This is a genomic window from Streptomyces sp. NPDC039736, from assembly GCF_055596485.1.
This window is the reverse complement of sequence record NZ_JBVIUQ010000015.1, coordinates 115094-137688: the sequence shown is the minus strand read 5'-3', so window position 1 is coordinate 137688 and position 22595 is coordinate 115094. Positions and strand designations below refer to the sequence as shown.

At 71.7% G+C, this 22595-nt stretch carries 18 protein-coding genes; 10 read left to right on the top strand and 8 right to left on the bottom strand.

Going from position 1 to position 22595, the window contains the following annotated elements; genetic code table 11:
• Positions 1-37 precede the first annotated feature (37 nt).
• The 4 genes from nth (at position 38) to ACZ56L_RS33205 (ending at position 5107) form a co-directional block, all read left to right on the top strand.
• Positions 38-1090, top strand: coding sequence for an endonuclease III (gene nth / locus ACZ56L_RS33220; protein ID WP_471068514.1), 1053 nt, complete (start codon positions 38-40; stop codon positions 1088-1090).
• A 90-nt stretch (positions 1091-1180) separates the two neighbouring features.
• On the top strand, positions 1181-2080 hold the full coding sequence (locus ACZ56L_RS33215; RefSeq protein WP_471068477.1) for an NUDIX hydrolase: 900 nt from the start codon (positions 1181-1183) through the stop codon (positions 2078-2080).
• A gap of 22 nt (positions 2081-2102) precedes the next feature.
• Complete coding sequence (locus ACZ56L_RS33210; protein ID WP_345220345.1) at positions 2103-3308, top strand: MarP family serine protease; 1206 nt, start codon at positions 2103-2105, stop codon at positions 3306-3308.
• A gap of 266 nt (positions 3309-3574) precedes the next feature.
• Positions 3575-5107, top strand: a complete 1533-nt coding sequence (locus ACZ56L_RS33205; RefSeq protein ID WP_471068473.1) for a 6-phospho-beta-glucosidase — start codon at positions 3575-3577, stop codon at positions 5105-5107.
• A gap of 82 nt (positions 5108-5189) precedes the next feature.
• Here the strand turns inward: ACZ56L_RS33205 and ACZ56L_RS33200 are convergent, their stop codons facing one another.
• The 6 genes from ACZ56L_RS33200 to ACZ56L_RS33175 form a co-directional block, all read right to left on the bottom strand.
• Positions 5190-5378, bottom strand: a complete 189-nt coding sequence (locus ACZ56L_RS33200; protein WP_401765550.1) for a hypothetical protein — start codon at positions 5376-5378, stop codon at positions 5190-5192.
• 119 nt (positions 5379-5497) lie between these two features.
• Positions 5498-6472: an alpha/beta fold hydrolase gene (locus ACZ56L_RS33195; RefSeq protein ID WP_468690766.1), complete on the bottom strand. Its 975-nt coding sequence runs from the start codon at positions 6470-6472 to the stop codon at positions 5498-5500.
• Positions 6469-6948 carry a phage holin family protein gene (locus ACZ56L_RS33190; protein WP_345220336.1) on the bottom strand — a complete coding sequence of 160 codons (480 nt, stop codon included), beginning with the start codon at positions 6946-6948 and terminating at the stop codon, positions 6469-6471. Before ACZ56L_RS33190 ends, ACZ56L_RS33195 begins: the two co-directional genes overlap by 4 nt.
• Positions 6949-7023: 75 nt before the next feature.
• Positions 7024-8496, bottom strand: coding sequence for a Na+/H+ antiporter NhaA (nhaA, locus tag ACZ56L_RS33185; RefSeq protein ID WP_380837411.1), 1473 nt, complete (start codon positions 8494-8496; stop codon positions 7024-7026).
• A 221-nt stretch (positions 8497-8717) separates the two neighbouring features.
• Positions 8718-10688 carry an acetate--CoA ligase gene (gene acs / locus ACZ56L_RS33180; RefSeq protein WP_345220334.1) on the bottom strand — a complete coding sequence of 657 codons (1971 nt, stop codon included), beginning with the start codon at positions 10686-10688 and terminating at the stop codon, positions 8718-8720.
• Positions 10689-10874: 186 nt separating this feature from the next.
• Positions 10875-13298, bottom strand: a complete 2424-nt coding sequence (locus tag ACZ56L_RS33175; RefSeq protein ID WP_471068466.1) for a bifunctional SulP family inorganic anion transporter/carbonic anhydrase — start codon at positions 13296-13298, stop codon at positions 10875-10877.
• Between the two features lie 289 nt (positions 13299-13587).
• Here ACZ56L_RS33175 and ACZ56L_RS33170 point away from each other — a divergent pair, with 289 nt between their 5' ends.
• Positions 13588-14859 carry a polysaccharide deacetylase family protein gene (locus tag ACZ56L_RS33170; RefSeq protein WP_471068463.1) on the top strand — a complete coding sequence of 424 codons (1272 nt, stop codon included), beginning with the start codon at positions 13588-13590 and terminating at the stop codon, positions 14857-14859.
• A 97-nt stretch (positions 14860-14956) separates the two neighbouring features.
• Here ACZ56L_RS33170 and ACZ56L_RS33165 read toward each other — a convergent pair whose 3' ends face one another.
• A complete protein-coding gene (locus ACZ56L_RS33165; RefSeq protein ID WP_345220328.1) occupies positions 14957-15949 on the bottom strand; it encodes an ATP-binding protein in 993 nt (330 codons plus the stop codon).
• 112 nt (positions 15950-16061) lie between these two features.
• Between ACZ56L_RS33165 and ACZ56L_RS33160 the strand changes: the two genes are divergently transcribed.
• Positions 16062-16889: a Fic family protein gene (locus ACZ56L_RS33160; protein WP_345220326.1), complete on the top strand. Its 828-nt coding sequence runs from the start codon at positions 16062-16064 to the stop codon at positions 16887-16889.
• Between the two features lie 469 nt (positions 16890-17358).
• Here the strand turns inward: ACZ56L_RS33160 and ACZ56L_RS33155 are convergent, their stop codons facing one another.
• A complete protein-coding gene (locus ACZ56L_RS33155; RefSeq protein WP_345220321.1) occupies positions 17359-18207 on the bottom strand; it encodes an HAD family hydrolase in 849 nt (282 codons plus the stop codon).
• Positions 18208-18670: 463 nt separating this feature from the next.
• Between ACZ56L_RS33155 and ssd the strand changes: the two genes are divergently transcribed.
• The 4 genes from ssd to ACZ56L_RS33135 are packed head-to-tail and all read left to right on the top strand — an operon-like array spanning position 18671 to position 22567.
• A complete protein-coding gene (gene ssd / locus ACZ56L_RS33150) occupies positions 18671-19774 on the top strand; it encodes a septum site-determining protein Ssd (RefSeq protein ID WP_345220319.1) in 1104 nt (367 codons plus the stop codon).
• On the top strand, positions 19771-20922 hold the full coding sequence (locus tag ACZ56L_RS33145) for a TadA family conjugal transfer-associated ATPase (RefSeq protein WP_471068457.1): 1152 nt from the start codon (positions 19771-19773) through the stop codon (positions 20920-20922). The genes ssd and ACZ56L_RS33145 overlap by 4 nt, the downstream gene beginning before the upstream one ends.
• A 5-nt stretch (positions 20923-20927) precedes the next feature.
• Positions 20928-21782: a type II secretion system F family protein gene (locus tag ACZ56L_RS33140; RefSeq protein ID WP_471068511.1), complete on the top strand. Its 855-nt coding sequence runs from the start codon at positions 20928-20930 to the stop codon at positions 21780-21782.
• Positions 21779-22567 (top strand): type II secretion system F family protein, encoded by a 789-nt coding sequence (locus ACZ56L_RS33135; RefSeq protein ID WP_471068454.1) that lies wholly within the window; start codon positions 21779-21781, stop codon positions 22565-22567. The genes ACZ56L_RS33140 and ACZ56L_RS33135 overlap by 4 nt, the downstream gene beginning before the upstream one ends.
• Positions 22568-22595 lie beyond the last annotated feature (28 nt).

The following is a 22595-nucleotide window of genomic DNA, read 5'->3' as shown; positions in this document are numbered from 1 at the left end:
GGGGGCCGGACAGGTGACAGCAGGTCGTAATTCCGCCGTGGGCGAACAGGCCGCGGCGAAACCGGGGAAGGCCGCCGAAGCGGTCACCGCGACGCCGGCCGGGCCGACCGCGGCGAAGAAGGCGCCGGGCGGGAAGGCCGCCGTCGCGAAGGCCCCGGCGAAGAGGGCCGCTGGGAAGACGCCGGCGAAGAAGGCCGCTGCGAAGGCTCCGGTCAAGAAGGCCGCCGAGAGGAAGCCCTCCGCGAAGGCGAAGCAGGCCGCGGGGACCCCGGCGGCGAAGAAGGCCGCTGCCAAGCAGGCCAAGCCCGAGTCCCACCTCTCCATGGTCCGCCGCGCCCGCAGGATCAACCGCGCGCTGGCCGAGGTCTACCCGTACGCCCACCCCGAGCTCGACTTCGAGAACCCCTTCCAGCTACTGGTCGCCACGGTGCTCTCCGCCCAGACCACCGACCTGCGCGTCAACCAGACCACCCCGGCCCTCTTCGAGGCGTACCCGACGCCCGAGGACATGGCCGCCGCCGTGCCGGAGGAACTGGAGGAGATCATCCGGCCGACGGGCTTCTTCCGCGCCAAGGCGAGGTCCCTGCTGGGCCTGTCCGCGGCCCTGCGGGACGACTTCGGCGGCGAGGTGCCCGGCCGCATCGAGGACCTGGTGACCCTGCCGGGGGTCGGCCGCAAGACCGCCAACGTGGTGCTGGGCAACTACTTCGATGTTCCCGGAATCACCGTCGACACCCACTTCGGGCGACTGGTACGCCGCTGGAAGTGGACCGACGAGGAGGACCCGGTGAAGGTCGAGGCGGTGGTCGCCGACATCTTCCCCAAGAGCGAGTGGACGATGCTCTCGCACCGCGTGATCTTCCACGGCCGCCGCATCTGCCACTCCCGCAAGCCCGCCTGCGGCGCCTGCCCGATCGCCGCCCTGTGTCCGTCGTACGGCGTGGGCGAGACGGATCCGGAGAAGGCCGAAAAGCTGCTGAAGTACGAGAAGGGCGGGCACCCGGGACAGCGGCTGAAGCCCCCGCAGTCCTTCCTGGACGCGGGCGGCAGGCCGGCGCCGCCGCTGGGAGCGGCCGCGGCCGAAAAATGACCCCGGACGGTCCACGGATTGAGGGAACGACGGCGCGGTGCGGAACGATCGTGCCGGGTGCGGACGTTGGGAAGGTACGGGGTGTGGCGGATGACACGGACGAGCACAGCGGGAGCCGCGAGTGAGACGTACGAGGACGGAACGACGGCGATCGGCCCGCCGGCCGGGGGCATGGGCGACGTGAGGTCGGCGTCCGAACGGGTTGCCGAGGCCGCGGGTGACGGGGCGGCCGCGTCCGGCCCGCCGGCCGGAGCCACGGGCGACAGGAGGGCCGCGTCCGGCTCGGTCGTCGGGGGCACGGGCGGTGTGGCGGCCGCGTCCGGCCCGGTCGTCGTCAGCGACCAGGGCCTGCCCGCCTGGCTCGATCCGGTGGCCGGCCTGGCCCGCAGTGTCCGCCCCGAGGAGTTGAGCAGCTTTCTGCCGCCGGAAAGCGGCAGCGGACGTCAGTCGGCGGTCCTGGTGCTCTTCGGCGAGGGGCCGCAGGGGCCCGAGCTGCTCCTGATGGAACGGGCCGGCAGCCTGCGCTCGCACGCCGGGCAGATCTCCTTCCCCGGCGGCGCCCTCGACCCCGAGGACGGCGACCCCGCGACCACGGGGCCGCTGCGGGCTGCCCTCAGGGAGGCCGAGGAGGAGACCGGACTCGACCCCTCCGGTGTTCAGGTCTTCGGGGTGCTGCCGCGTCTGTACATCCCCGTCAGCGGCTTCGTGGTGACCCCGGTGCTGGGCTGGTGGCGGGAGCCGAGCCCGGTCGGCGCCGTCGACCAGGGCGAGACCGCGCACGTCTTCACCGTCCCGGTGGCGCAGCTCACCGACCCGGCGACCCGGGCCACCAGCGTGCATCCGCGCGGTCACCGGGGCCCCGCCTTCCTGCTGGAACACGGCCTGCTGTGGGGATTCACGGCGGGCGTGGTGGACAAGGTCCTGCACTTCGCGGGCTGGGAGCGTCCCTGGGACCGCTCCCGCGAGGTCCCGCTCGACTGGCACGCATGACGGACATGGCAGGGTGGCGGGCGTGAACGTCCTGGACATTGTGTTGCTGGTCGCGGCCGTGTGGTTCGCGGTGATCGGGTACCGCCAGGGATTCGTCGTCGGCGTGCTGTCGGTGATCGGGTTCCTCGGCGGCGGTCTTGTCGCGGTGTATCTGCTGCCGGTCATCTGGGGGTGGTTCGACGAGGGTTCCTCCCTCGGCGACTCCACCACCGGAATCCTGGTGGCGGTCGTGATCGTGATCGTCTGCGCCTCGGTGGGGCAGGCCTTCACCACCCATCTGGGCAACAAACTGCGCAGACACATCACCTGGTCGCCCGCCCGCGCGCTGGACGCGACCGGCGGCGCGCTGGTCAACGTCGTGGCGATGCTGCTGGTGGCCTGGCTGATCGGCTCCGCCCTCGCGGGCTCGTCGCTGCCCACGTTCGGCAAGGAGGTGCGGAGCTCCAAGGTGCTGCTCGGGGTGGACCGGGTGGTGCCGGGAGAGGCCAGCACCTGGTTCGAGGACTTCAGCTCCGTCCTCGCGCAGAATGGTTTCCCGCAGGTCTTCAGCCCGTTCTCGAACGAGCCGATCACCGAGGTCACCCCGCCCGACCCGAAGCTCGCCGGCAGCCCGGTGGCGGCCCGAGCCAAGCAGTCCATCGTCAAGGTCGTCGGCACGGCGCCGAGCTGCGGCAAGGTCCTGGAGGGCACCGGTTTCGTGTTCGCCGACCGCCGCGTCATGACGAACGCGCACGTGGTGGGCGGGGTCAGCGAGCCGACCGTGCAGATCGGCGGCGAGGGCAAGCTGTACGACGCCAAGGTCGTCCTGTACGACTGGCAGCGCGACATCGCCGTCCTGGACGTCCCGGCCCTGGAGGCCAAGCCGCTGGAATTCATCGCCAAGGACGCCCGCAGCGGCGACAGCGCGATCGTCGCCGGCTTCCCGGAGAACGGCTCGTACGACGTCCGGTCGGCCCGCGTCCGCGGCCGCATCAACGCCAAGGGCCCCGACATCTACCACCGCGACACCGTCCGCCGCGACGTCTACTCGCTGTACGCGACGGTCCGCCAGGGCAACTCCGGCGGCCCGTTGCTGACCCCCGACGGCAAGGTCTACGGCGTCATCTTCGCCAAGTCGCTGGACGACCCGCAGACGGGCTACGCGCTGACCGCCGACGAGATCCAGGACGACATCAAGACCGGCCGCACGGCCAGTCAGCAGGTGGACAGCCAGGGCTGCGCGCTCTGATCCGTCCCGCGTGCCCGGCCGCCCCCGCCCCGGGGCCCGTCCCGCTCGGGGTTCCGCGCACCAGGGGGCCGACGCGCCCCGTACGACCTCGGAATCAACCCGTGGGCTGAGCAGAAATGCCAACCCACGGGTTGATTCATGAGCATCGGGTGACCTGCGAGGCTGAAGCATCCGTATCCGTATCCGCAGGAGAGCCCGCATTCGCGGGAGAACCCGCAGGCGGACCGGAGACCCGGGCAGCGGGTCCCTACCGAAAGGCCACGAGCATGCGTCTGACGATCCTGGGCGGCGGTGGATTCCGCGTCCCGCTGGTGTACGGAGCACTCCTGCGCGACCGCGCCGAGGGCCGCGTCACCCACCTCACCCTGTACGACCTGGACCCGGCCCGGCTGGCCGCCATCGCCCGGGTGCTCGGGGACCAGGCCGCCCGCGCCGCCGCCGAGGGCGTCCCCGACGCGCCCGAGGTCTCGGTCACCACCGACCTCGACGAGGCGCTGCGCGGCGCCGACTTCGTCTTCTCCGCGATCAGGGTCGGCGGCCTGGAGGGCAGGGCCGCCGACGAGCGGATCGCCCTGGCCGAAGGGGTACTGGGCCAGGAGACCGTCGGCGCCGGCGGCATTGCGTACGGCCTGCGGACCGTCCCCGTGGCCGTCGACATCGCCCGCAGGGTGGCCCGGCTGGCGCCCGAGGCCTGGGTCATCAACTTCACCAATCCGGCCGGCCTGGTCACCGAGGCCATGTCCCGCCACCTCGGCGAGCGCGTCATCGGCATCTGCGACTCGCCGGTGGGCCTGGCCCGCAGGGTGGCGCGCACGCTCGGCGTCGCCGACCCCGCGTCGGCGCGGGTGGACTACGTGGGCCTCAACCACCTCGGCTGGCTGCGCGGGTTGTACGTGGCGGGCCGCGATGTGCTGCCCCAGCTCTTCGCCGACGACGCGCGGCTGACGTCCTTCGAGGAGGGCCGTCTCTTCGGCGCGGACTGGCTGCGCTCCCTGGGCTCCGTCCCCAACGAGTACCTGCACTACTACTACTTCAACCGCGAGGCGGTCGCCGCCTACCAGCAGGCGAGGCAGACCCGCGGTGCCTTCCTCCGCGACCAGCAGGCGCGCTTCTACGACGCCCTGAGGACCGGTCCGGCATCCCGTGCGGCCACGGGGCCGCAGGGCGCGGCCTGGGAAGCCTGGGACCGTACGAGGGCCGAGCGCGAGGCGACGTACATGGCGGAGAACCGGGAGGCGGCGGGCGCGGGGGAGCGGGCCGCCGACGACCTGGAGTCCGGCGGGTACGAGTACGTGGCGCTGGCCCTGATGCGGGCCGTCGCACGCGACGAACGCACCACGCTGATCCTCAACGTCCGCAACGGCAGGAGCACCGCACCGGCCGTCGACCGGCCCGTCGCCGACCGGCCAGACGTCGGTCTGTCCGACGGCAGCCGGTCCGACGGCAGCCGGTCCGACGGCAGCCGGTCCGACGGCAGCCGGGAGGGCGGTGGCCTACACGGAGGTCGTGTGCTCGACGTCCTCGACGAGGCCGCCGTGGTGGAAGCACCGTGCCTGGTCGACGCGACCGGGGCGCACCCCCTGGCGGTCTCGCAGCTCACCGGTCACGAGGCGGGCCTGGTGGCCGCCGTGAAGGCCGTGGAGCGGTGCGTGCTGGCCGCGGGGGAGAGCGGGTCGCGACGGGAGGCGGTCAAGGCGTTCGCCCTGCACCCGCTCGTCGACTCGGTCCAGGTGGCGCACAGGTTGCTGGAGGGCTACCGGGGCGCACATCCCGGACTCGACTACCTCCGGAAGGACTGACCGGCCGTGGTCGCCCGACGGGGGCGCGACCTCGGCCGGCGGGGACGTTCCGTGCCAGGGAGCCGGGTGCCGGGGGGAGGCGTCAGCTGCGCTGATGCCTCAGCCGTGCCGACATCCACCGGGCGCGGCGCCGAAGGATACGGGGAATGCCGATCGCCGTGCCGGGGTGTTGGCGGCCCTCATTGTGGGGGCGTCCCCTCTCGTGAGCGATCGGCGTCATTGCCGAGCGGCGGTTGCGTGCTGCGTCACCGTAGTCGTGCGTCCAGCCCATACCCCGACCTCTGCCCGGCACCCAAGGTCGATAATCGCCTGACAGGCCGCCAATTGGCCTATGCGGGAGGCAATTGGCAGTTCGTAGGACAAGTGTTCTGCCGGGGGTGGGCTCCGGATCTAGCGGGCCGGTTCCGGGTCCTGGAGCCAGTGGACGAGTTCGGCCGAGAAGGCGGCCGGGTCCTCCTCGTGCGGGAAGTGTCCGAGTCCTTCCAGCAGCCGCCACTGGTAGGGCGCGTCGACGTACTCGCCGGAGCCCGCGGCGCTGCGGGCGCGCATCACCGGGTCGAGCGAGCCGTGCAGATGCAGCGTCGGCACCCGTACGGGAGTCTTCATCCGCCGGTTGAACTGGAGGCCGTCGGGACGGGCCATCGAGCGCACCATCCACCGGTACGGCTCGATCGAGCAGTGCGCGGTCGAAGGGATCTGGATCGCCCGCCGGTAGGTGTCGACCACCTTGTCGTCCGGCTGCCGGGGTCCCGACCAGTCCCGGATCAGGCGGCCCGTCAGCGCCGCGTCGTCCGCGACGAGCTGGCGCTCCGGTACCCACGGACGCTGGAAGCCCCAGACGTAGGAGCCGGCCCGCGACTGCGCGAAGTCCGACAGCATCGCGGAGCGCCACCGTCTCGGGTGCGGCATCGAGGAGACCACCAGCCGGCGCACCAGCTTGGGGCGCATCGCCGCCGCGGTCCACGCCAGGTACCCGCCCAGGTCGTGCCCGACGAGGGCCGCGTCCGGCTCGCCCAGGGACCGTACGACGCCCGTGATGTCGAGCGCGAGGTTCGCCGGGTCGTATCCCCGGGGCGTGCGGTCGCTGCCGCCCACCCCGCGCAGGTCCATCGCCACCGCCCGGAACCCGGCCTCGGCGAGCGCCGTCAGCTGATGCCGCCAGGTCCACCAGAACTGCGGGAACCCGTGCAGCAGCAGAACCAGCGGCCCTTCCCCCAGCTCCGCGATGTGGAAGCGCGCGCCGTTGGCCGCCACGTCCCGGTGCGTCCACGGGCCGTCGAGCCGCACGAGGGACGCGGCGGAGGCCGGTGATGCGGCGGGTGTGGCGGGCGTACCGGAAGAGCCGTTGGTGTCAAGGGCTGTCATACGGACGAGCGTGCCACAACGGACGTGCTGTCCGGCGTCTGACGGGGGTGCGGCTTCGCATTCTGCAGAACGGCCGCCGTCTCCTTGGCGGACGCGGCCGCCTTCTGCGGGCCGCGGCCCCTCTTGGCCTTCTTCGCGAAGACCACGCCGATCAGCGCGAGCAGCCCCGCGACCAGGACGTTCGCCACGAAGGAGAGCAGGAAGCAGACCGACAGGTGCCAGTCGCTCCAGGCGTGGATGCCGTACGCCAGTGCGAAGCTCAGCATCGGCAGCGAGAAGATCAGCACCGCGCCGGCCGCGCCGAACGCCCCACCGCCGACCGCACCGCGCTTCACGTCCTGCCGGAGCTGGATCTTGGCCAGCGCGATCTCGTCGTGCACGAGTGCCGACAGCTCGGTGGTCGCCGTGGCGACCAACTGGCCGAGGCTGCGCTCGGCGCTCTCGACGCCGTGGGCGTTGCGCGCGGGGTCGCTCATCGCTTACTCCCTCTTTTGTTCAAGCTCTGCGAGTTTTCGACACATGTCGGAACACTCGCCGGATCTGAAGTCAGATCATGCCGGACCGCTGCGGTCGTCGCGCGCTGCCCCCGGCACTTGTGCGGTGTTCGTGGCGCCGGTGTCTCCGGTGCCGTTGTTGCCGCTACCCGCGTACTGGGCGGCCAGCCGTCGGTGTTCGGCGGCCTTCGCGTCGTGGATGTCGGCCATCCGCAGGTGGTATTCCGGCTTGCCGACCTCGTAGACGTCCGGGATTCCGTCCATGTCCTCGTCGCGCTCCTCCTCGTCGTAGAGCGCGCGGTACTTGCGGACCCGCAGTTTCAGCAGTACGCCGGACAGGATCGCGGCGGTCAGCGAGCCGATGAGTACCGCCGCCTTGACCTCCTCGGCCAGTTGCAAGTCGTCGGTGAAGGCGAGTTCGCCGATCAGGAGCGAAACGGTGAAGCCGATTCCGGCCAGCGAGGCGATCGCGAAGACGTCCGGCCAGACCAGGTCCTCGTTGAGCTCCGCCTTGGTGAAGCGCGCCGCCAGCCAGGTGCCGCCGAAGATGCCGAGCGCCTTGCCGAGCACCAGGCCCAGCACCACGCCGAGCGTCTCCGGCTTGGTGAAGACGTCCGCGAGCACGCCCCCGGACACCGACACGCCCGCCGAGAACAGAGCGAACAGCGGCACCGCGAGCCCCGCCGACAGCGGCCGCACCAGGTGTTCGATGTGCTCACCCGGCGAGTGCTCCTCGCCCTCGCGCCGGGTGCACCGCAGCATCAGGCCCATGGCGACACCGGCGATGGTGGCGTGCACGCCGCTGTTGTACATCAGGCCCCAGATCACCAGGGCGAGCGGTACGTAGACGTACCAGCCACGGACGTTCGCGCGCAGCAGCAGCCAGAAGACCGCCAGCGCGAGGAAGGCCCCGCCGAGCGCCAGGAAGTTGATGTCGGTGGTGAAGAAGACCGCGATGATCAGGATCGCGAAGAGGTCGTCGACGACGGCCAGGGTCAGCAGGAAGGCCCGCAGCGCGGACGGCAGCGAGGTGCCGATCACGGCGAGGACCGCGAGCGCGAAGGCGATGTCGGTCGCGGTCGGCACGGCCCAGCCGCCGGTGTCTCCGCCGCCGACCACGTTGACGAGCACGTAGACGAGTGCCGGGACCGCCATGCCGCACAGGGCGGCGATCACCGGGAGCGCCGCGGCCTTCGGGTCGCGCAGTTCGCCCGCGACGAGTTCGCGCTTGAGTTCGATGCCCGCGACGAAGAAGAAGACGGCGAGGAGGCCGTCGGCCGCCCAGTGCTGCACGGACAGGTCGAGTCCGAGGAAGCCGGGCCCGAAGTGCAGCCCGCGGAACGCCTCGTAACCGGAGCCGAAGGTGTTCGCCCAGATCAGCGCCGCGACGGCGGCCACGAGCAGCAGGACGCCGCCCACCGTCTCGGTGCGCAGGGCCTCGGCGACGTAGCGCCGCTCGGGAAGGGGGAGCCGTCCGAGGAACTTGCTCTTGCTCTCGGGAGCGGACGTGGGGGGAGTGGGCGCGGCCACGGGAATCTACCTCCGGTCGGTGGGCAGCATGAAGCACATTGCCGACCAGACTTCCCGGCGCACCTGTTGAGTTTTGACGCGTTCCTGACGCGAGCGACAACTCTACCGGTGGTGCGCAAGGGCGTATCCGGCGACCTTCACTTTACGGACGAAAAGGGCACCCGGCGCGGGGAGCGCCGGGTGCCCTTGCTGCGACCGGAGGAGCGGCCGGGGGAGGGGGACTAGTCCTCGCCGTCCGCCGAACTCGGCAGCTTCGTCTGGATCAGCCCCATCACGGAGGCGTCGGTGAGCGTCGAGACGTCACCCAGTTCACGGCCCTCGGCGATGTCGCGCAGCAGCCGGCGCATGATCTTGCCCGAGCGGGTCTTGGGCAGCTCCGCGACGGGCAGGATGCGCTTCGGCTTGGCGATCGGGCCCAGCGTCGAACCGACGTGGTTGCGCAGGTCCGCGACCAGCGACTGCGTCTCGGACGCCGTGCCGCGCAGGATCACGAACGCCACGATCGCCTGACCGGTCGTCTCGTCCGCCGCGCCGACCACGGCCGCCTCGGCGACCGACGGGTGCGAGACCAGCGCGGACTCGACCTCGGTGGTGGAGATGTTGTGCCCGGACACCAGCATCACGTCGTCGACGCGGCCCAGCAGCCAGATGTCGCCGTCCTCGTCCTTCTTGGCACCGTCGCCCGCGAAGTACTTGCCCTCGAAACGCGACCAGTACGTGTCGATGAACCGCTGGTCGTCGCCCCAGATCGTGCGGAGCATCGACGGCCACGGCTCGGTGAGGACCAGGTAGCCGCCCCCGCCGTCGGGCACCTCGCGCGCCTCGTCGTCCACCACCGTCGCGGAGATGCCGGGCAGCGCGCGCTGTGCGGAGCCCGGCTTCGTCTCGGTGACGCCCGGCAGCGGAGCGATCATCATCGCGCCCGTCTCGGTCTGCCACCAGGTGTCCACGATCGGGCACGTGTCGCCGCCGATGTGCTTGCGGTACCAGACCCACGCCTCGGGGTTGATCGGCTCGCCGACCGACCCGAGGACGCGCAGCGAGGACAGGTCGAACTTCGCGGGGATGTCGTCGCCCCACTTCATGAACGTGCGGATCGCGGTCGGCGCCGTGTAGAGGATGGTCACGCCGTACTTCTGCACGATCTCCCAGAAGCGCCCCTGGTGCGGGGTGTCGGGGGTGCCCTCGTACATGACTTGCGTCGCGCCGTTCGCCAGCGGCCCGTAGACGATGTACGAGTGGCCGGTCACCCAGCCGATGTCGGCCGTGCACCAGTAGACGTCGGTCTCGGGCTTCAGGTCGAAGACGGCGTGGTGGGTGTAGGCCGCCTGGGTGAGGTAGCCGCCGGAGGTGTGCAGGATGCCCTTGGGCTTGCCCGTCGTGCCCGAGGTGTACAGGATGAAGAGCGGGTGCTCGGCCTCGAAGGCCTCCGGGGTGTGCTCGGCCGACTGCCGGCCGACGATCTCGTGCCACCACACGTCGCGGGACTCGTCCCACGCCGTCTCCTGCTCGGTGCGCCGGACGACCAGGACGTGCTCGACCGTCGGACACTTGGCGACGGCCTCGTCGATCGCGGGCTTCAGCGCGGACGGCTTGCCGCGCCGGTAGCCGCCGTCGGAGGTGATGACCAGCTTGGCGTCGGCGTCCTGGATGCGGGAGGCGACGGCGTCGGCGGAGAAACCGCCGAAGACCACCGAGTGCGCGGCGCCGACACGGGCGCAGGCCAGCATCGCGATCGCGGCCTCGGGAATCATCGGGAGGTAGACGGCGACGCGGTCGCCCTTGCGGATGCCCAGCTCGGTGAGGGCGTTCGCGGCGCGCGACACCTCGTCCTTCAGCTCCGCATACGTGAAGGAGCGGCTGTCGCCCGGCTCGCCCTCGAAGTGGATGGCGACGCGGTCGCCGTTCCCCGCCTCGACGTGGCGGTCCACGCAGTTGTACGCGACGTTCAACTTGCCGTCGGCGAACCACTTCGCGAAGGGCGGGTTCGTCCAGTCGAGCGTCTCGGTGGGCTCGGTGGCCCAGGTGAGCCGGCGCGCCTGCTCGGCCCAGAAACCGAGCCGGTCGGTCTCGGCCTGCTCGTACGCCTCCGCAGTGACGTTGGCGTTCGCGGCCAGCTCGGCGGGAGGAGCGAATCGACGCTCTTCTCGAAGAAGGTTGGCCAGGCTTTCGTTGCTCACGACATCTCCCATTCCCAGGGGCGTCCGATGTGTCCCGGGGCCTAGCTCATCAGTCGAAGGGCCGGGTGACAAGAGCCATCCGGCAATTGGTTTAGACCTGTTGGCGGGCATGGTGCCGGTACGGCCCCCGCCGCGGTCGTGCGGAGGGGGCCGTACGGTCTCACGTATGCGAACCGCGGAAGGTTCACGGTGCACCCATCAGGCGCTGAGATCCTCCAGCTCCGTGTGCGGCGACGGCGCGACACGGTCGAAGACCTCGCTGGTCTCCCCGACCCCTGCCCCGTCGACCAGCAGATACGCCTGGGCCTCGCCCACGTGGAAGTACATCCCGTGCAGCTCCAGCGTGCCCTCCGCGAGCCGGCGCTTCACCGATTCGTGGCTCCTCAGGTGCTCCAACTGCTGCACCACGTTGGTCAGGCACAGCTGCTCCACCACATCGGTGGGCAGCCGCCCGGAGATCCGCGCCCACGGGTGGTGACGGCTCTTCATGCGTCGCAGACTCGGCGTGCCGTGCCGCAGCCAACGGCGCAGCGGGGTGTCCGCCCCGCCCTCGGCGGGCCCGTTCAGCAGGGCCTGCATCGCTCCGCACCCCGAGTGCCCGCAGATGGTGATCGACTCGACCTCCAGCACGTCCACCGCGTACTCGATGGCCGCGGCCACCGAGTCGTCCCCGCTCTCCGAACCGGGCGGCGGAACCAGGTTTCCCACGTTCCGTACGGTGAAGAGGTCGCCCGGACCACTGGACGTGATCATGCTCGTCACCAGCCGGGAGTCCGCGCAGGTGAGGAAGAGCTGCGAGGGGCTCTGGCCCTCGCGCGCGAGGCGGGCCAGCTCCTCGCGCACCAGCGGCGCGGTGTTGCGCTGGAACGCGCTGAGCCCACTGGCCAGTTGACGCGTCCCGGACGGGCGCGTCACCGCCTGGGCCGCGTGGTCGACGGCGGCGTGCCCGGGGGAGTTGTGCTCGTCGCAATGGTGATTGCGCCAGGGTGTCCAGGGGCGGCAGCAGGTGTGCGCCACGCCCGTCACGGGCCCGGCGAGGCGGCTGCCCGACCGGCCGGTGACCTCGACCTTTCCGCCCTGCGCGACATGGCTGTCCTGCCAGGTCTGCAGCGTTTCGTACGCGGCGTGGTCCATGAAGGACCCGTCCAGCTCCACCACCGCGTGCGCCCCTTCGGGCACCTGGCCCAGCGTCCGGCTCAGCCGGGGGACGGCCAGGAAGGTCAACTGCCCGCGCGCCCGCACGTGGTGGACGCCGTCGGCCGTGGTCTCGACGACGATGCGGGTCTTGGCCAGCCGGTGCAGCGCGACCGCGACCGCGACGGCGATTCCGAGTGCCACACCCTCCAGGACGCCGAGCACGACGACACCGGCGACCGTGGTGGCGTACACCAGGAATTCGCGGTGCTTGTGGACGTTGCGGATGTGGGCGAAGCTCACCATCTGGATGCCGACCATCATCACCAGGGCGGCCAGTGCCGCCAGCGGAATCCACTCCAGTACGCCGACCAGCAGCACGGAGGCGAGCAGCACCCACACCCCGTGCAGCACGGTGGCCGCCCGGCTGACCGCGCCCGTACGGACGTTGGCCGTGCTGCGCACGGCGCCTCCGGAGAGCGGCAGGCCGCCGAGCATGCCGGAGACCATGTTCGAGATTCCCTGACCGCGCAGCTCGCGGTCCAGGTCCGAGCGCGGTACGGGCGGGGTGCCCGGTACGAGGGGCCGCTCGGCGGCCAGCTTGTCCACGGCGACCACGGACAGCAGTGACTCCAGACTCGCCACCAGCGTCACGGTCAGCACCGCCGCGATCAGACCCAGCGCCGGTCCCTCCGGCATCCGGGGCAGCGCGTGACTGCTCCAGGAGGGCAGGTCGACACGGGTGATCGAGGGGGCCGCGACGGCGGCGACCGCGGTGGCGATCGCGACGGAGGCCAGGGCGGCGGGGGTCTTGCGCAGGAATCTTCCCGCACGTCCCGGCAGACGCGGCCACAGGATCAGTACGGCGATGGTGAGCGCGCCGATCAGTGGCGCGGCCGGGCCCAGGTTCGCCAGTTGTCCGGGCAGGGCGAGGGCGTTGGCCGTGGCGGAGCTCTCGGGCGATCCGCCGAGCACGATGTGCAGTTGGGCGAGCGCGATGGCGACGCCGATGCCGGCGAGCGTGCCGTGCACGATGGCCGGGCTGACGGCGAGGGCGCCGCGGGCGGCCCGCAGCGAGCCGAGCAGGATCTGCACGAAACCGGCACAGATGACGATGCCGCAGGTGGTGCGCCAGCCGTACTGCTGGATGAGACCTGCGGTCACGACGGTCAGTCCGGCGGAAGGGCCGCTGACCAGGAGGGGCGAGCCGCCGAGGAGACCGGCGACGATGCCGCCGACGGCGGCGCCGATCAGGCCCGCGGCCAGCGGCGCGTCGATGGCGACGGCCAGGCCCAGTGACATGGGAACGGCGATCAGGAACACGGTGATCGACGCAGCGAGGTCACCGCCGGCGATCCTGAAGCGGGCCCGGTGGGGCTTCTTGCCGTCCTGGCCGTCACCGGACGGCGGGCTGTGCGGGCGGTTGAACCGTGAGGCTCGGGTGGTGCGAGAGGTGTGTTCGGGGCGAGTGGGTACGCAAGCAGTCATTGCTCTTGTCTCCTCCGGGGCAGCGCGGTCGCGGAACTGAGGTGTCGCGGCCGTGGATCACGGCGTGCAGCGGGGGACTCGTAAAACTCTCGGTAAACGAATCGTAATTCAGAGTAAAGATCTGCGGGTTGGTTTGCGGGTAAATGGCCTAGTTGTTCACCCAAACCGGTGATTAAGTATTTCAGGCGGCTTGTCGCATATGACGACTTCTGGGTGCGTGCGAGGTTTGCCGCGCCGTTTCGGCCGAGGCGGACATCGCGGGATCCAGACCGAGAAAGAGGGTGGGCGGATGATGGCCGCCACGAAGAGAACTGCCTTCGGCGTCACTGCCGCCGCACTGACCCTGACCGCCCTCGCCGGGTGTTCCGGGGCGGAGCCCCCGGCGAAGCAGGGGGCGCACGGCGCGAAGCGGGTCCCCGCCGCCGCTCCCAACGGCCCGGTCCGCCTGATCGGTGACGGTTCGACCGCGTACACCGGCGCCCAGCCGCTCCAGCCCCTGCCGAAGAAGCTGGCGCCGGGAGAGAAGCCGCCGCAGTTCGTGGTCTTCTCCTGGGACGGCGCGGGCGAGGACAGCCAGCGGCTGTTCTCCCACTTCCGCAAGGTGGGACAGCGGTACAACGCGACGATGACGTACTTCCTCAGCGGCGTCTATCTGCTGCCCGAGGCCAAGAAGAACCTCTACGACCCGCCGCAGCACTCCACCGGACGCTCCGACATCGGCTTCAACGACGTCAAGGGAATCAAGGACACCGTGGAGCAGATCCGCGGCGCCTGGTTCGAGGGCAACGAGATCGGCACCCACTTCAACGGTCATTTCTGCGGCAAGGACGGCGGGGTCGGCACCTGGTCGAAGGAGGAGTGGAAGAGCGAGATCGCCCAGGCCAAGTCCTTCGTCAAGAACTGGAAGTCCAACGCCGCCCTCAAGGACGTCAAGCCGCTGCCCTTCGATTACGAGAAGGAACTCATCGGCGCCCGCACGCCCTGCCTGGAGGGCCGCAAGAACTTCCTGCGCGCCGCTGCCGAGACGGGCTTCCGCTACGACACCAGTGGCGTCAACGACCAGGTCTGGCCCAAGAAGCGGGGCAAGCTCTGGGACCTGTCGATGCAGCTCGTGCCGGTGCCGGGGAGGGCCTTCCAGACCCTCTCCATGGACTACAACTTCTACATGAACCAGTCGGGCGCGGCCCGCGGTGACGAGAGCAAGCACGCGTACTGGGGCAACCAGATGCGCGACGGCCTGCTGCAGGCCTTCGAGCGCTCGTACCGGGGCAACCGCGCCCCGCTGATCATCGGCAACCACTTCGAGTCCTGGAACGGTGGCACGTACATGCGCGCCGTCGAGGAGACCATCAAGGCGGTCTGCACCCAGCGCGGCGTGAAGTGCGTGTCCTTCCGCCAGCTCGCGGACTGGCTGGACGTCCAGGACCCGCAGGTCCTGGCCAAGCTGCGCACCCTGAAGGTCGGCCAGGCCCCGAAGACGGGCTGGGCAACCTTCCTGAACCCGGCCGCCGCCCAGCCCGCGACGCACGCCCCGGCCGCTTCGTCGGCCGAGCGGCACTGACCGGTTTCCACACCGGCTGAACGGAACCGACTCGTTCCTGCGCCAACCGAACCGAACCGATCCGTTCCTACGCCGGCTGAACGGAACCGACCTGTTCCTACGCCGGCTGAGCGGCACTGACCGCCAGGCGTTCGTCCAGTACGAAGGCCGGGTCGACCTGGGCAGCCAGGTCGGCACCGGTCTTCGCGTTGCCCCAGCTCTCCGCGTTCTTCAAGTGGAAGTGGACCATCTGCCGGGTGTAGCGCTCCCAGTCGCGGTGCGCGTAGCTGTCCTCGGCGGCGTCCTGGAGGACCTGGAGGCCCTGTCGGTTCTCCGCCTCCAGCAGCTCGAAGCGGGACGGGCGGCCCTTCTCCATGGCCCGCACCCAGTCCGAGTGGCCCACCGTGACGAGGAGGTCGTCGCCGACCTCGTCGCGCAGGAAGTCCAGGTCGTCCTGGCCCTGCACCTTGTTGCCGACGACCTTGAGCGCGATGCCGTAGTCCCGGGCGTACTCCTTGTACTGGCGGTAGACGGAGACGCCCTTGCGGGTCGGCTCGGCCACCAGGAACGTCATGTCGAAGCGGGTGAACATGCCCGAGGCGAAGGAGTCCGAGCCCGCCGTCATGTCGACGACGACGTACTCGTCGGGGCCGTCGAGCAGGTGGTTCAGGCACATCTCGACCGCGCCGACCTTGGAGTGGTAGCAGGCCACACCGAGGTCCGACTCGGTGAAGGGGCCGGTCGCCATCAGCCGGATCTCGCCGTCGTCGAGGGTCACCGGGCGCGCGCACGCGTCGTACACCGGGTTGTCCTCGCGCACCCGCAGCAGGCGGGAGCCCTCGCCGGGCGGAGTCGTCTTGATCATCGTCTCGGCGGAGGCGATGCGGGGGTTGGTGCCGCGCAGGTAGTCCTTGATGAGCGGGAGGTGCGCGCCCATGGCGGGCAGTGCGGCGGACTCGTCCTCGCTGAGTCCCAGTGCCGCGCCCAGGTGCTGGTTGATGTCGGCGTCGACGGCGACGACCGGGGCTTCGTTGGCCGCGAGGTGGCGGATGAACAGCGAGGACAGCGTGGTCTTGCCACTGCCGCCCTTCCCGACGAAAGCGATCTTCATGTTCACCAAGGGTAGGCGCACAGACGCGCTGCGTGTGCGACCGAAGTGAAGAAGACCACTCCAAGGTGGTGCGGAAGGGGGCGCGGCGGAACGGTGCGTACGCTCCCTACTTATGAGTACGAACGCTGATCCGCTCGCGGCGCTGGGCGCCCTGCCCGGCGTGCCCGAGGCCGTCGACTCCGTACGCAAGGCGGTCGACCGGGTGTACGGACACCGCGTCATGCGGCGCAGGAGCAATGCGATCACCGGCGAGGCGGCGCTGCGCGGCTCGCGCGGTTCGGCGGCGCTCTCCGGTGCGGACTGGGCGCTGGAAGAGGTGCGGCGGCGTACCGACTTCAGCGGTGACGCCGAGGCCCGGGTGATCGGCGGGGCGCTGCGGCTCACCGCGGAGGCCGGTCAGCTCCTGTCCATCTGGCGGCAGTCGCCGTTGCGGGTGCTGGCCAGGCTGCACCTGGTGGCGGCCGGTGGCGCGGGCGTCGAGGACGAGTTGGTGGGGCGGCCCAGGCTGGCGGGCGAGCCGGTCGACGAACCGCTGATCGAGTTGCCGCTGCCGGGTGCGGATGAGGTCGCGGGGCGGCTGGAAGGGCTGTCGCAACTGATCATCGCGGGCGGGGCGGCCGCTCCGGCGCTGGTCACGTCGGCGGTCGTGCACGGCGAGCTGCTCGCGCTGCGGCCGTTCGGCTCGCACAACGGCCTCGTCGCGCGTGCCGCCGAGCGCATCGTGCTGATCAACAGCGGACTCGACCCGAAGTCGGTCTGCCCGGCCGAGGTCGGCCACGCGGAACTGGGGCGTGCGGAGTACGTCGCCGCTCTGGAGGGATACGTGTCCGGTACGCCCGAGGGCGTCGCGGCGTGGATCACCCACTGCGGGCGTGCGGCCGAACTGGGTGCGCGTGAGTCGATGGCGGTCTGCGAGGCGCTCCAGCGCGGCGCCGCCTGAGGGCTGCGGGAGCGGATCTGCGCCCGGGAGCGGATCTGTACCCGGGCGCGGTGGATCGCCGCTCCGGGGGCGGCTGACCGCGAGCCGGCGCGGGCGGATGGTCACTCCGGGAACAAAGATGCGGCGGTACCAGACTTCGGTACCGCCGCTGGCATGTCCGTCGAGTTACCAAGCGTCCTCGAAATGTTGCCCATCAGGTCGGGATCTTCGCCCGTGGCCTGGTGCGGCTGGCCCGTAATCGACGGGTCGACGTCGCGTGGGTGCTCGGCTTCCATGCGCGGTCCGTGGGGCCGTATTGCGTAGCAGGTGATCCTCGCGGATGGCCTTGGTCTCGCGGGCCGTTGACTCCTTTGTACTCCCGTTCCCGAAGGAGCGAAAGCCCTGGAAACGCTTCTTTACTTTTACTCTCAAATACGGGCAAAGCCGCGAGCGTGAACACGGGCGAAGCCGTGAGGGCGAAGAGGCGGCATCAACCGGTGACGACCGTCCGGCGGCGGCTGGCGTACCAGACGAGACCGGCGGTGGCGGCGGCCGCGCCCACCGCTGCCGCCGCCATCAGCGCGGGGCGCGGCGGCATCGACAGGCCGGGCAGGCGCTGCTTGAGACGGACGGGGCGGTTGAAGACGAGAACCGGCCATTCCCGGGCGGTGGCCTCGCGGCGCAGCGCGCGGTCCGGATTGACCGCGTGGGGGTGGCCGACGGACTCCAGCATCGGCACGTCGGTCGCCGAGTCGCTGTACGCGTAGCAGCGCGTCAGGTCGTACCCCTCGGAGGCGGCGAGTTCCTTCACGGCCTCCGCCTTGGTCGGGCCGTACGCGTAGTACTCCACCTCCCCGGTGAAGCAGCCGTCGTCGCCGACGACCATCCGGGTGGCCACCACCCGGTCGGCGCCGAGCAGTTCACCGATCGGTTCGACCACCTCCGCGCCGGACGTCGAAACGATCACCACGTCGCGGCCGGCCGCGTGGTGCTCCTCGATGAGGGAGGCGGCCTCGTCGTAGATGATCGGGTCGATCAGGTCGTGCAGGGTCTCGGCGACGATCTCCCGCACCTGCTGGACGTTCCAGCCCGTGCAGAGGGCCGAGAGGTATTTGCGCATCCCTTCCATCTGGTCGTGGTCCGCGCCGCCCGCCAGGAAGACGAACTGCGCGTAGGCCGTTCGCAGAACGGCGCGGCGGTTGATCAGCCCGCCTTGGTAGAAGGACTTGCTGAAGGTCAGCGTGCTCGACTTCGCAATGACGGTCTTGTCCAGGTCGAAGAAGGCAGCGGTGCGGGGCAGCGAGTGGTTTTCCACGAGCCGAGCATAGAACCCCGCCATTCGGCGTACGCTGGGGCGCGTGGGTTTGCCTGAGAAGGCTCTCGGGTACACCATGGAAGTCACGGATCGTTCGCGACCGTGCTACCCCGGTTCGGCTCCTCCCCCCCCGAGTCGAACCGTGGCAGACGACCCCCGCTCTCCCCCCCGGCGGGGGTCGTCGCATGTCCGGATGGTTTTTCCGGGGCCTCGGCGGCCTTCGATCCTCGCTCATCGCGCGACTCCCTCCTCTGTGCCCGCGCGTCCGCGCCGGGCTCCTGTCTCTCCAACTCGTGACTCTGCGTAGTCGTTCCGCTCCCCTTGGAAGTCACTGGTATGGGTGAGCGGAATATTCACAACCGCGGAGTTGTCCACAGTTTTTGAGCAAGATCCACTTGATTTCCCGGATCGCTGCACGGTGATTCCCCACCGCGAACTTCGCGGATGTCGGAATCGCTTGAGAGCGCAGTGAGAGGGGGCGGAGATCGTGGCTGGACCGATCACACCCGACCGCTTGTCGGCCGCCGAAGAGGGGCGGGGCGGACCGCTGATCGTCACCGAGGACGTGGAACTCCTCGACGATCTGCTGAGATTGTGCGCCGCGGCCGGCGCGGAACCGGAAGTCCATCACGGCCTGCCGGAACGGCAGGGGAGCTGGGAAGCCGCTCCGATCGTGCTCGTCGGCGACGACGCGGCCCCGCGGGTGCGCGGCGCGGTGCGCAGACGGGGCGTCATGCTCGTCGGCCACGACCAGGACGACCCGGACGTCTGGCGGCGGGCCGTCGAGATCGGCGCGGACTACGTGCTGCGGCTGCCCGATGCTGAGAACTGGCTCGTGAACCAGCTCGCCGACGCGGCGGAGGGCGTCGGCGGACCGGCGCTCACCGTCGGGGTGATGGGCGGGCGAGGCGGAGCCGGTGCTTCCACCCTGGCCTGCGCCCTGGCCGTCACGGCGGCGCGCACCGGCCGCCGCACGATGCTCGTCGACGGCGACCCGCTCGGCGGCGGCCTGGACGTCCTGCTCGGCGGAGAGAGTGCCCAGGGCATGCGCTGGCCGGATTTCGCCGCCTCCCGGGGCCGGGTGGCGAGCGCCGCCCTGGAGGAGTCGCTGCCGAGGCTGCACGACCTCCGGGTGCTCAGCTGGGACCGCAGCGACACCGTGGCGATCCCGCCCGAGGCGATGCGGGCGGTGCTGGCCGCCGCACGGCGCGCCGGTGGTGTGGTGGTCGTGGACCTGCCGCGCCGGGTGGACGAGAGCGTCGCCGAGGCGCTGGCGCAGTTGGATCTGGGGCTGCTCGTGGTGCCCGGCGAGCTGCGGGCGGTCGCCGCCGCCCGCCGGGTCGCCGCCTCGGCCTCGATGGTGCTGGGCGACCTGCGGACCGTCGTGCGCGGGCCCTATACGGCCGGGCTCGACGAGGAGTGGGTGGCGAAGGCCCTGGACCTGCCGCTGGTGGGCGAGCTCCCGGCCGAGCCGGGGCTCTGGGACGCGCTCGCGGGCGGGGAGCCGCCGGGCGGCAGTCCGCGCGGGCCGCTGGCCAGGTTCTGCACGGCCTTCTGGGAGCGGGCACTCGTGGGGGGTGCGTCCGGATGAGCGCGACCGTACTGCTGAACGCCGTGCGCCGGCGGCTCGCGGAGTCCGGGGCCGAGCCGACGCCCGCCAGGGTGGCCGCCGCGCTGCGGGCCCAGGGGCGGCTGCTGGGGGATGCCGAAGTGCTGGGGGCGGCGGCCGAGTTGCGGAACGAGTTGGTGGGCGCGGGGCCGTTGGAGCCGCTGCTCGCCGACCCCTCGGTGAGTGATGTGCTGGTGTCCGCGCCGGACCGGGTGTGGGTGGACCGTGGGGCGGGGCTGGAACTGGCCGACGTGACCTTCGAGGACGCAGCCGCGGTGCGCAGGTTGGCGCAGCGGCTCGCGTCCGTCGCCGGGAGGCGGCTGGACGACGCCAGGCCCTGGGTGGACGCGCGGCTGCCGGACGGGACGCGGATGCACGCCGTGCTGCCGCCGGTGGCCGTGGGCGGGACCTGTCTGTCGCTGCGGGTGGTGCGGCCGAAGGCCTTCCGGCCGGAGGAGCTGGTGACGGCGGGGACGGTTCCGCCCGGCGGTGACGTCCTGCTCCGGGCGCTGGTCGAGGCCAGGCTGTCGTACCTGATCAGTGGGGGTACGGGGGCGGGCAAGACGACTCTGCTGTCGGCTCTGCTCGGGCTGGTGGGCAGACAGGAGCGGATCGTCCTGGCCGAGGACTCGGCCGAGTTGCGGCCCGACCACCCGCATGTGGTGCGGCTGGAGTCCCGCCCGCCGAATCAGGAGGGGGCCGGCCGGGTCACCCTGCGGGACCTGGTGCGCCAGGCGCTGCGGATGAGGCCCGACCGGCTGGTCGTCGGGGAGGTGCGCGGGGCCGAGGTGACGGACTTGCTGGCCGCCCTGAACACCGGGCACGAAGGCGGTGCGGGCACCCTCCACGCGAATGCGGCGGCCCATGTTCCGGCTCGGCTGGAGGCGTTGGGGACGGCCGCCGGGCTCGACCGGGCCGCGTTGCACAGCCAGGTGTCGGCCGCGTTGTCGGTGCTGCTGCATCTCGTACGGGACCGCGAGGGCCGACGCCGGCTCGCCGAGGTGCACGTCCTGGAACGGGACGCCGCCGGGCTCGTGGTGACCGTGCCCGCGCTGCGGTGGGGTCCGGACGGGTTCGTACGGGAACGGGGCTGGCCCCGGCTGCGCGAGCTGATCGGGGGTGCCTGGTGAACCCGTTGGGGCCGGCCGCGTACGCGGCGATGGTGTGCGCCGGGCTGGCGGCCTGGCTGCTGGTCGGCTGGGAGCACGGGTTGCGCAGGGCCCGGCTCGTGGTGGCCGGGGGCGCGGCGCAGGAGGCGCGGCCCGCGCCGTGGGAGCGGTTGTGGGAGGCGGTACGGGCCCGGGGACGGCCGGAGTGGTGGTGCGTGCCCGCGGCGGGTGTCGTCGCGGTGCTGGGGGAGTCGGTGGTTCCGCTGGCGCTCGGGGCGGTGGCCGTGCCGGTGGTCGGCCGGCGGCTGCGGGAGCGGGAGTCGGGCCGGGAGCGGGAGCGGCGCGAGGAGCGGGTGATCGCGCTGTGCGGGGCGGTGACCGGGGAGTTGCGGGCCGGGAGCCAGCCGGGGCGGGCCCTGTTCGTCGCGGCGGCGGACACCGGAGGCCTGGGGGAGACGGAGGCCGAGGTGCTGGCGGCGGCGCGGTTCGGGGGAGATGTGCCCACCGCGTTGCACCGGGCCGCGCGGGAGCCGGGCGCCGAGGGGCTGGTCGGGGTGGCCGTGTGCTGGCAGGTGGCGGTGGGCAGCGGGGCGGGGCTCGCCGCCGGGCTCGACCGGCTGGAGGCGGCGCTGCGGGCCGAGCGGGACCGGCGGGAGCTGTTGCGGGCCCGGCTGTCCGGGGCCTGGTCGACGGTCGGACTGCTGGCGCTGCTGCCGGTGGTGGGCGTGCTGATCGGGAGCGCGATGGGCGCGGACCCGCTGCGGGTGCTGCTGCACACGCCGCTGGGGCTCGGCTGCCTGGCGGTCGGCGGGTTGTTGGAGGCGGCGGGTCTGCTGTGGGCCCGCCGGATCGTACGGAGCGGAGAGGGGGAGGGCGCGTGAACGGGGACGTCGTCCACAGGCTGGGGGCGGTGGTGTCCGCTGCGGCGGCCGTGGGGTGCCTGGCCTTCGCGGTGACGGGCAGGCGCCGGGAGCGGGAGGCCAGACGGCGACTCGTGACGCTGCTGGCGGTCGAGGCGGCGCTGGCGGGACGGCGGCGCGGGGACCTCGGGGCCGCAACGGCGTGGGCACGGGGCTGGGGCGGGCCGGCGGCGGCAGTGGTGGCCGGCTGGGTGCTGGTGGGCGGGGTGTGGGGATGCCTCGTCGGGGCGATGGCCGGGGCCGGGGTGCGCAAGTGGCTGCGGGGGCGGCAGACGAAGGGGGCAGCGGCGGCGGAGGACGCGGCGGCGGTACGGCAACTGCCTCTCGCGGCCGACCTGATGGCGGCCTGCGTGGCGGCGGGGGCGGGGCCGGGGGAGGCGGCCAGGGCGGTCGGGGAGTCGCTCGGCGGGCCGGTCGGGGAGCGGTTGGCGCACGCGGCGGCGGAGCTGCGTCTCGGGGGTGAGCCGGCCCAGGCGTGGGGGCGGCTGGGGGCGATACCGGGCGCCGCCGGACTGGCCAGGTGCCTGGCGCGGTCCGGCCTCAGCGGGGCTCCGGCCGCAGCACCGGTGGCCCGGGTCGCGGACGGGCTCCGTGCGGAACGGGCCCGCAGGGCGGAGGCCGGGGCGAACAGGGCGGCCGTGCTGATCGTCGCACCGCTGTCGATCTGCTTCCTGCCCGCCTTCCTGGTGGTGGGAGTGGTTCCGGTGGTGATCGGACTGGCGGAGGGGCTGCTGGGCGGTGTGTGACGTAAGGGACTTCGAGCAACTCAAGTGG

Excerpts from the sequence above, each read along its gene's own strand:
- ACZ56L_RS33215 (WP_471068477.1), top strand. The coding sequence starts at position 1,181 with ATGACACGGACGAGCACAGCGGGAGCCGCGAGTGAGACGTACGAGGAC.
- ACZ56L_RS33205 (WP_471068473.1), top strand. The coding sequence starts at position 3,575 with ATGCGTCTGACGATCCTGGGCGGCGGTGGATTCCGCGTCCCGCTGGTG.
- ACZ56L_RS33200 (WP_401765550.1), bottom strand. The coding sequence starts at position 5,378 with ATGGGCTGGACGCACGACTACGGTGACGCAGCACGCAACCGCCGCTCG.
- ACZ56L_RS33195 (WP_468690766.1), bottom strand. The coding sequence starts at position 6,472 with ATGACAGCCCTTGACACCAACGGCTCTTCCGGTACGCCCGCCACACCC.
- ACZ56L_RS33190 (WP_345220336.1), bottom strand. The coding sequence starts at position 6,948 with ATGAGCGACCCCGCGCGCAACGCCCACGGCGTCGAGAGCGCCGAGCGC.
- acs (WP_345220334.1), bottom strand. The coding sequence starts at position 10,688 with ATGGGAGATGTCGTGAGCAACGAAAGCCTGGCCAACCTTCTTCGAGAA.
- ACZ56L_RS33175 (WP_471068466.1), bottom strand. The coding sequence starts at position 13,298 with ATGACTGCTTGCGTACCCACTCGCCCCGAACACACCTCTCGCACCACC.
- ACZ56L_RS33170 (WP_471068463.1), top strand. The coding sequence starts at position 13,588 with ATGATGGCCGCCACGAAGAGAACTGCCTTCGGCGTCACTGCCGCCGCA.
- ACZ56L_RS33165 (WP_345220328.1), bottom strand. The coding sequence starts at position 15,949 with ATGAAGATCGCTTTCGTCGGGAAGGGCGGCAGTGGCAAGACCACGCTG.
- ACZ56L_RS33160 (WP_345220326.1), top strand. The coding sequence starts at position 16,062 with ATGAGTACGAACGCTGATCCGCTCGCGGCGCTGGGCGCCCTGCCCGGC.
- ACZ56L_RS33155 (WP_345220321.1), bottom strand. The coding sequence starts at position 18,207 with ATGGCGGGGTTCTATGCTCGGCTCGTGGAAAACCACTCGCTGCCCCGC.
- ACZ56L_RS33145 (WP_471068457.1), top strand. The coding sequence starts at position 19,771 with ATGAGCGCGACCGTACTGCTGAACGCCGTGCGCCGGCGGCTCGCGGAG.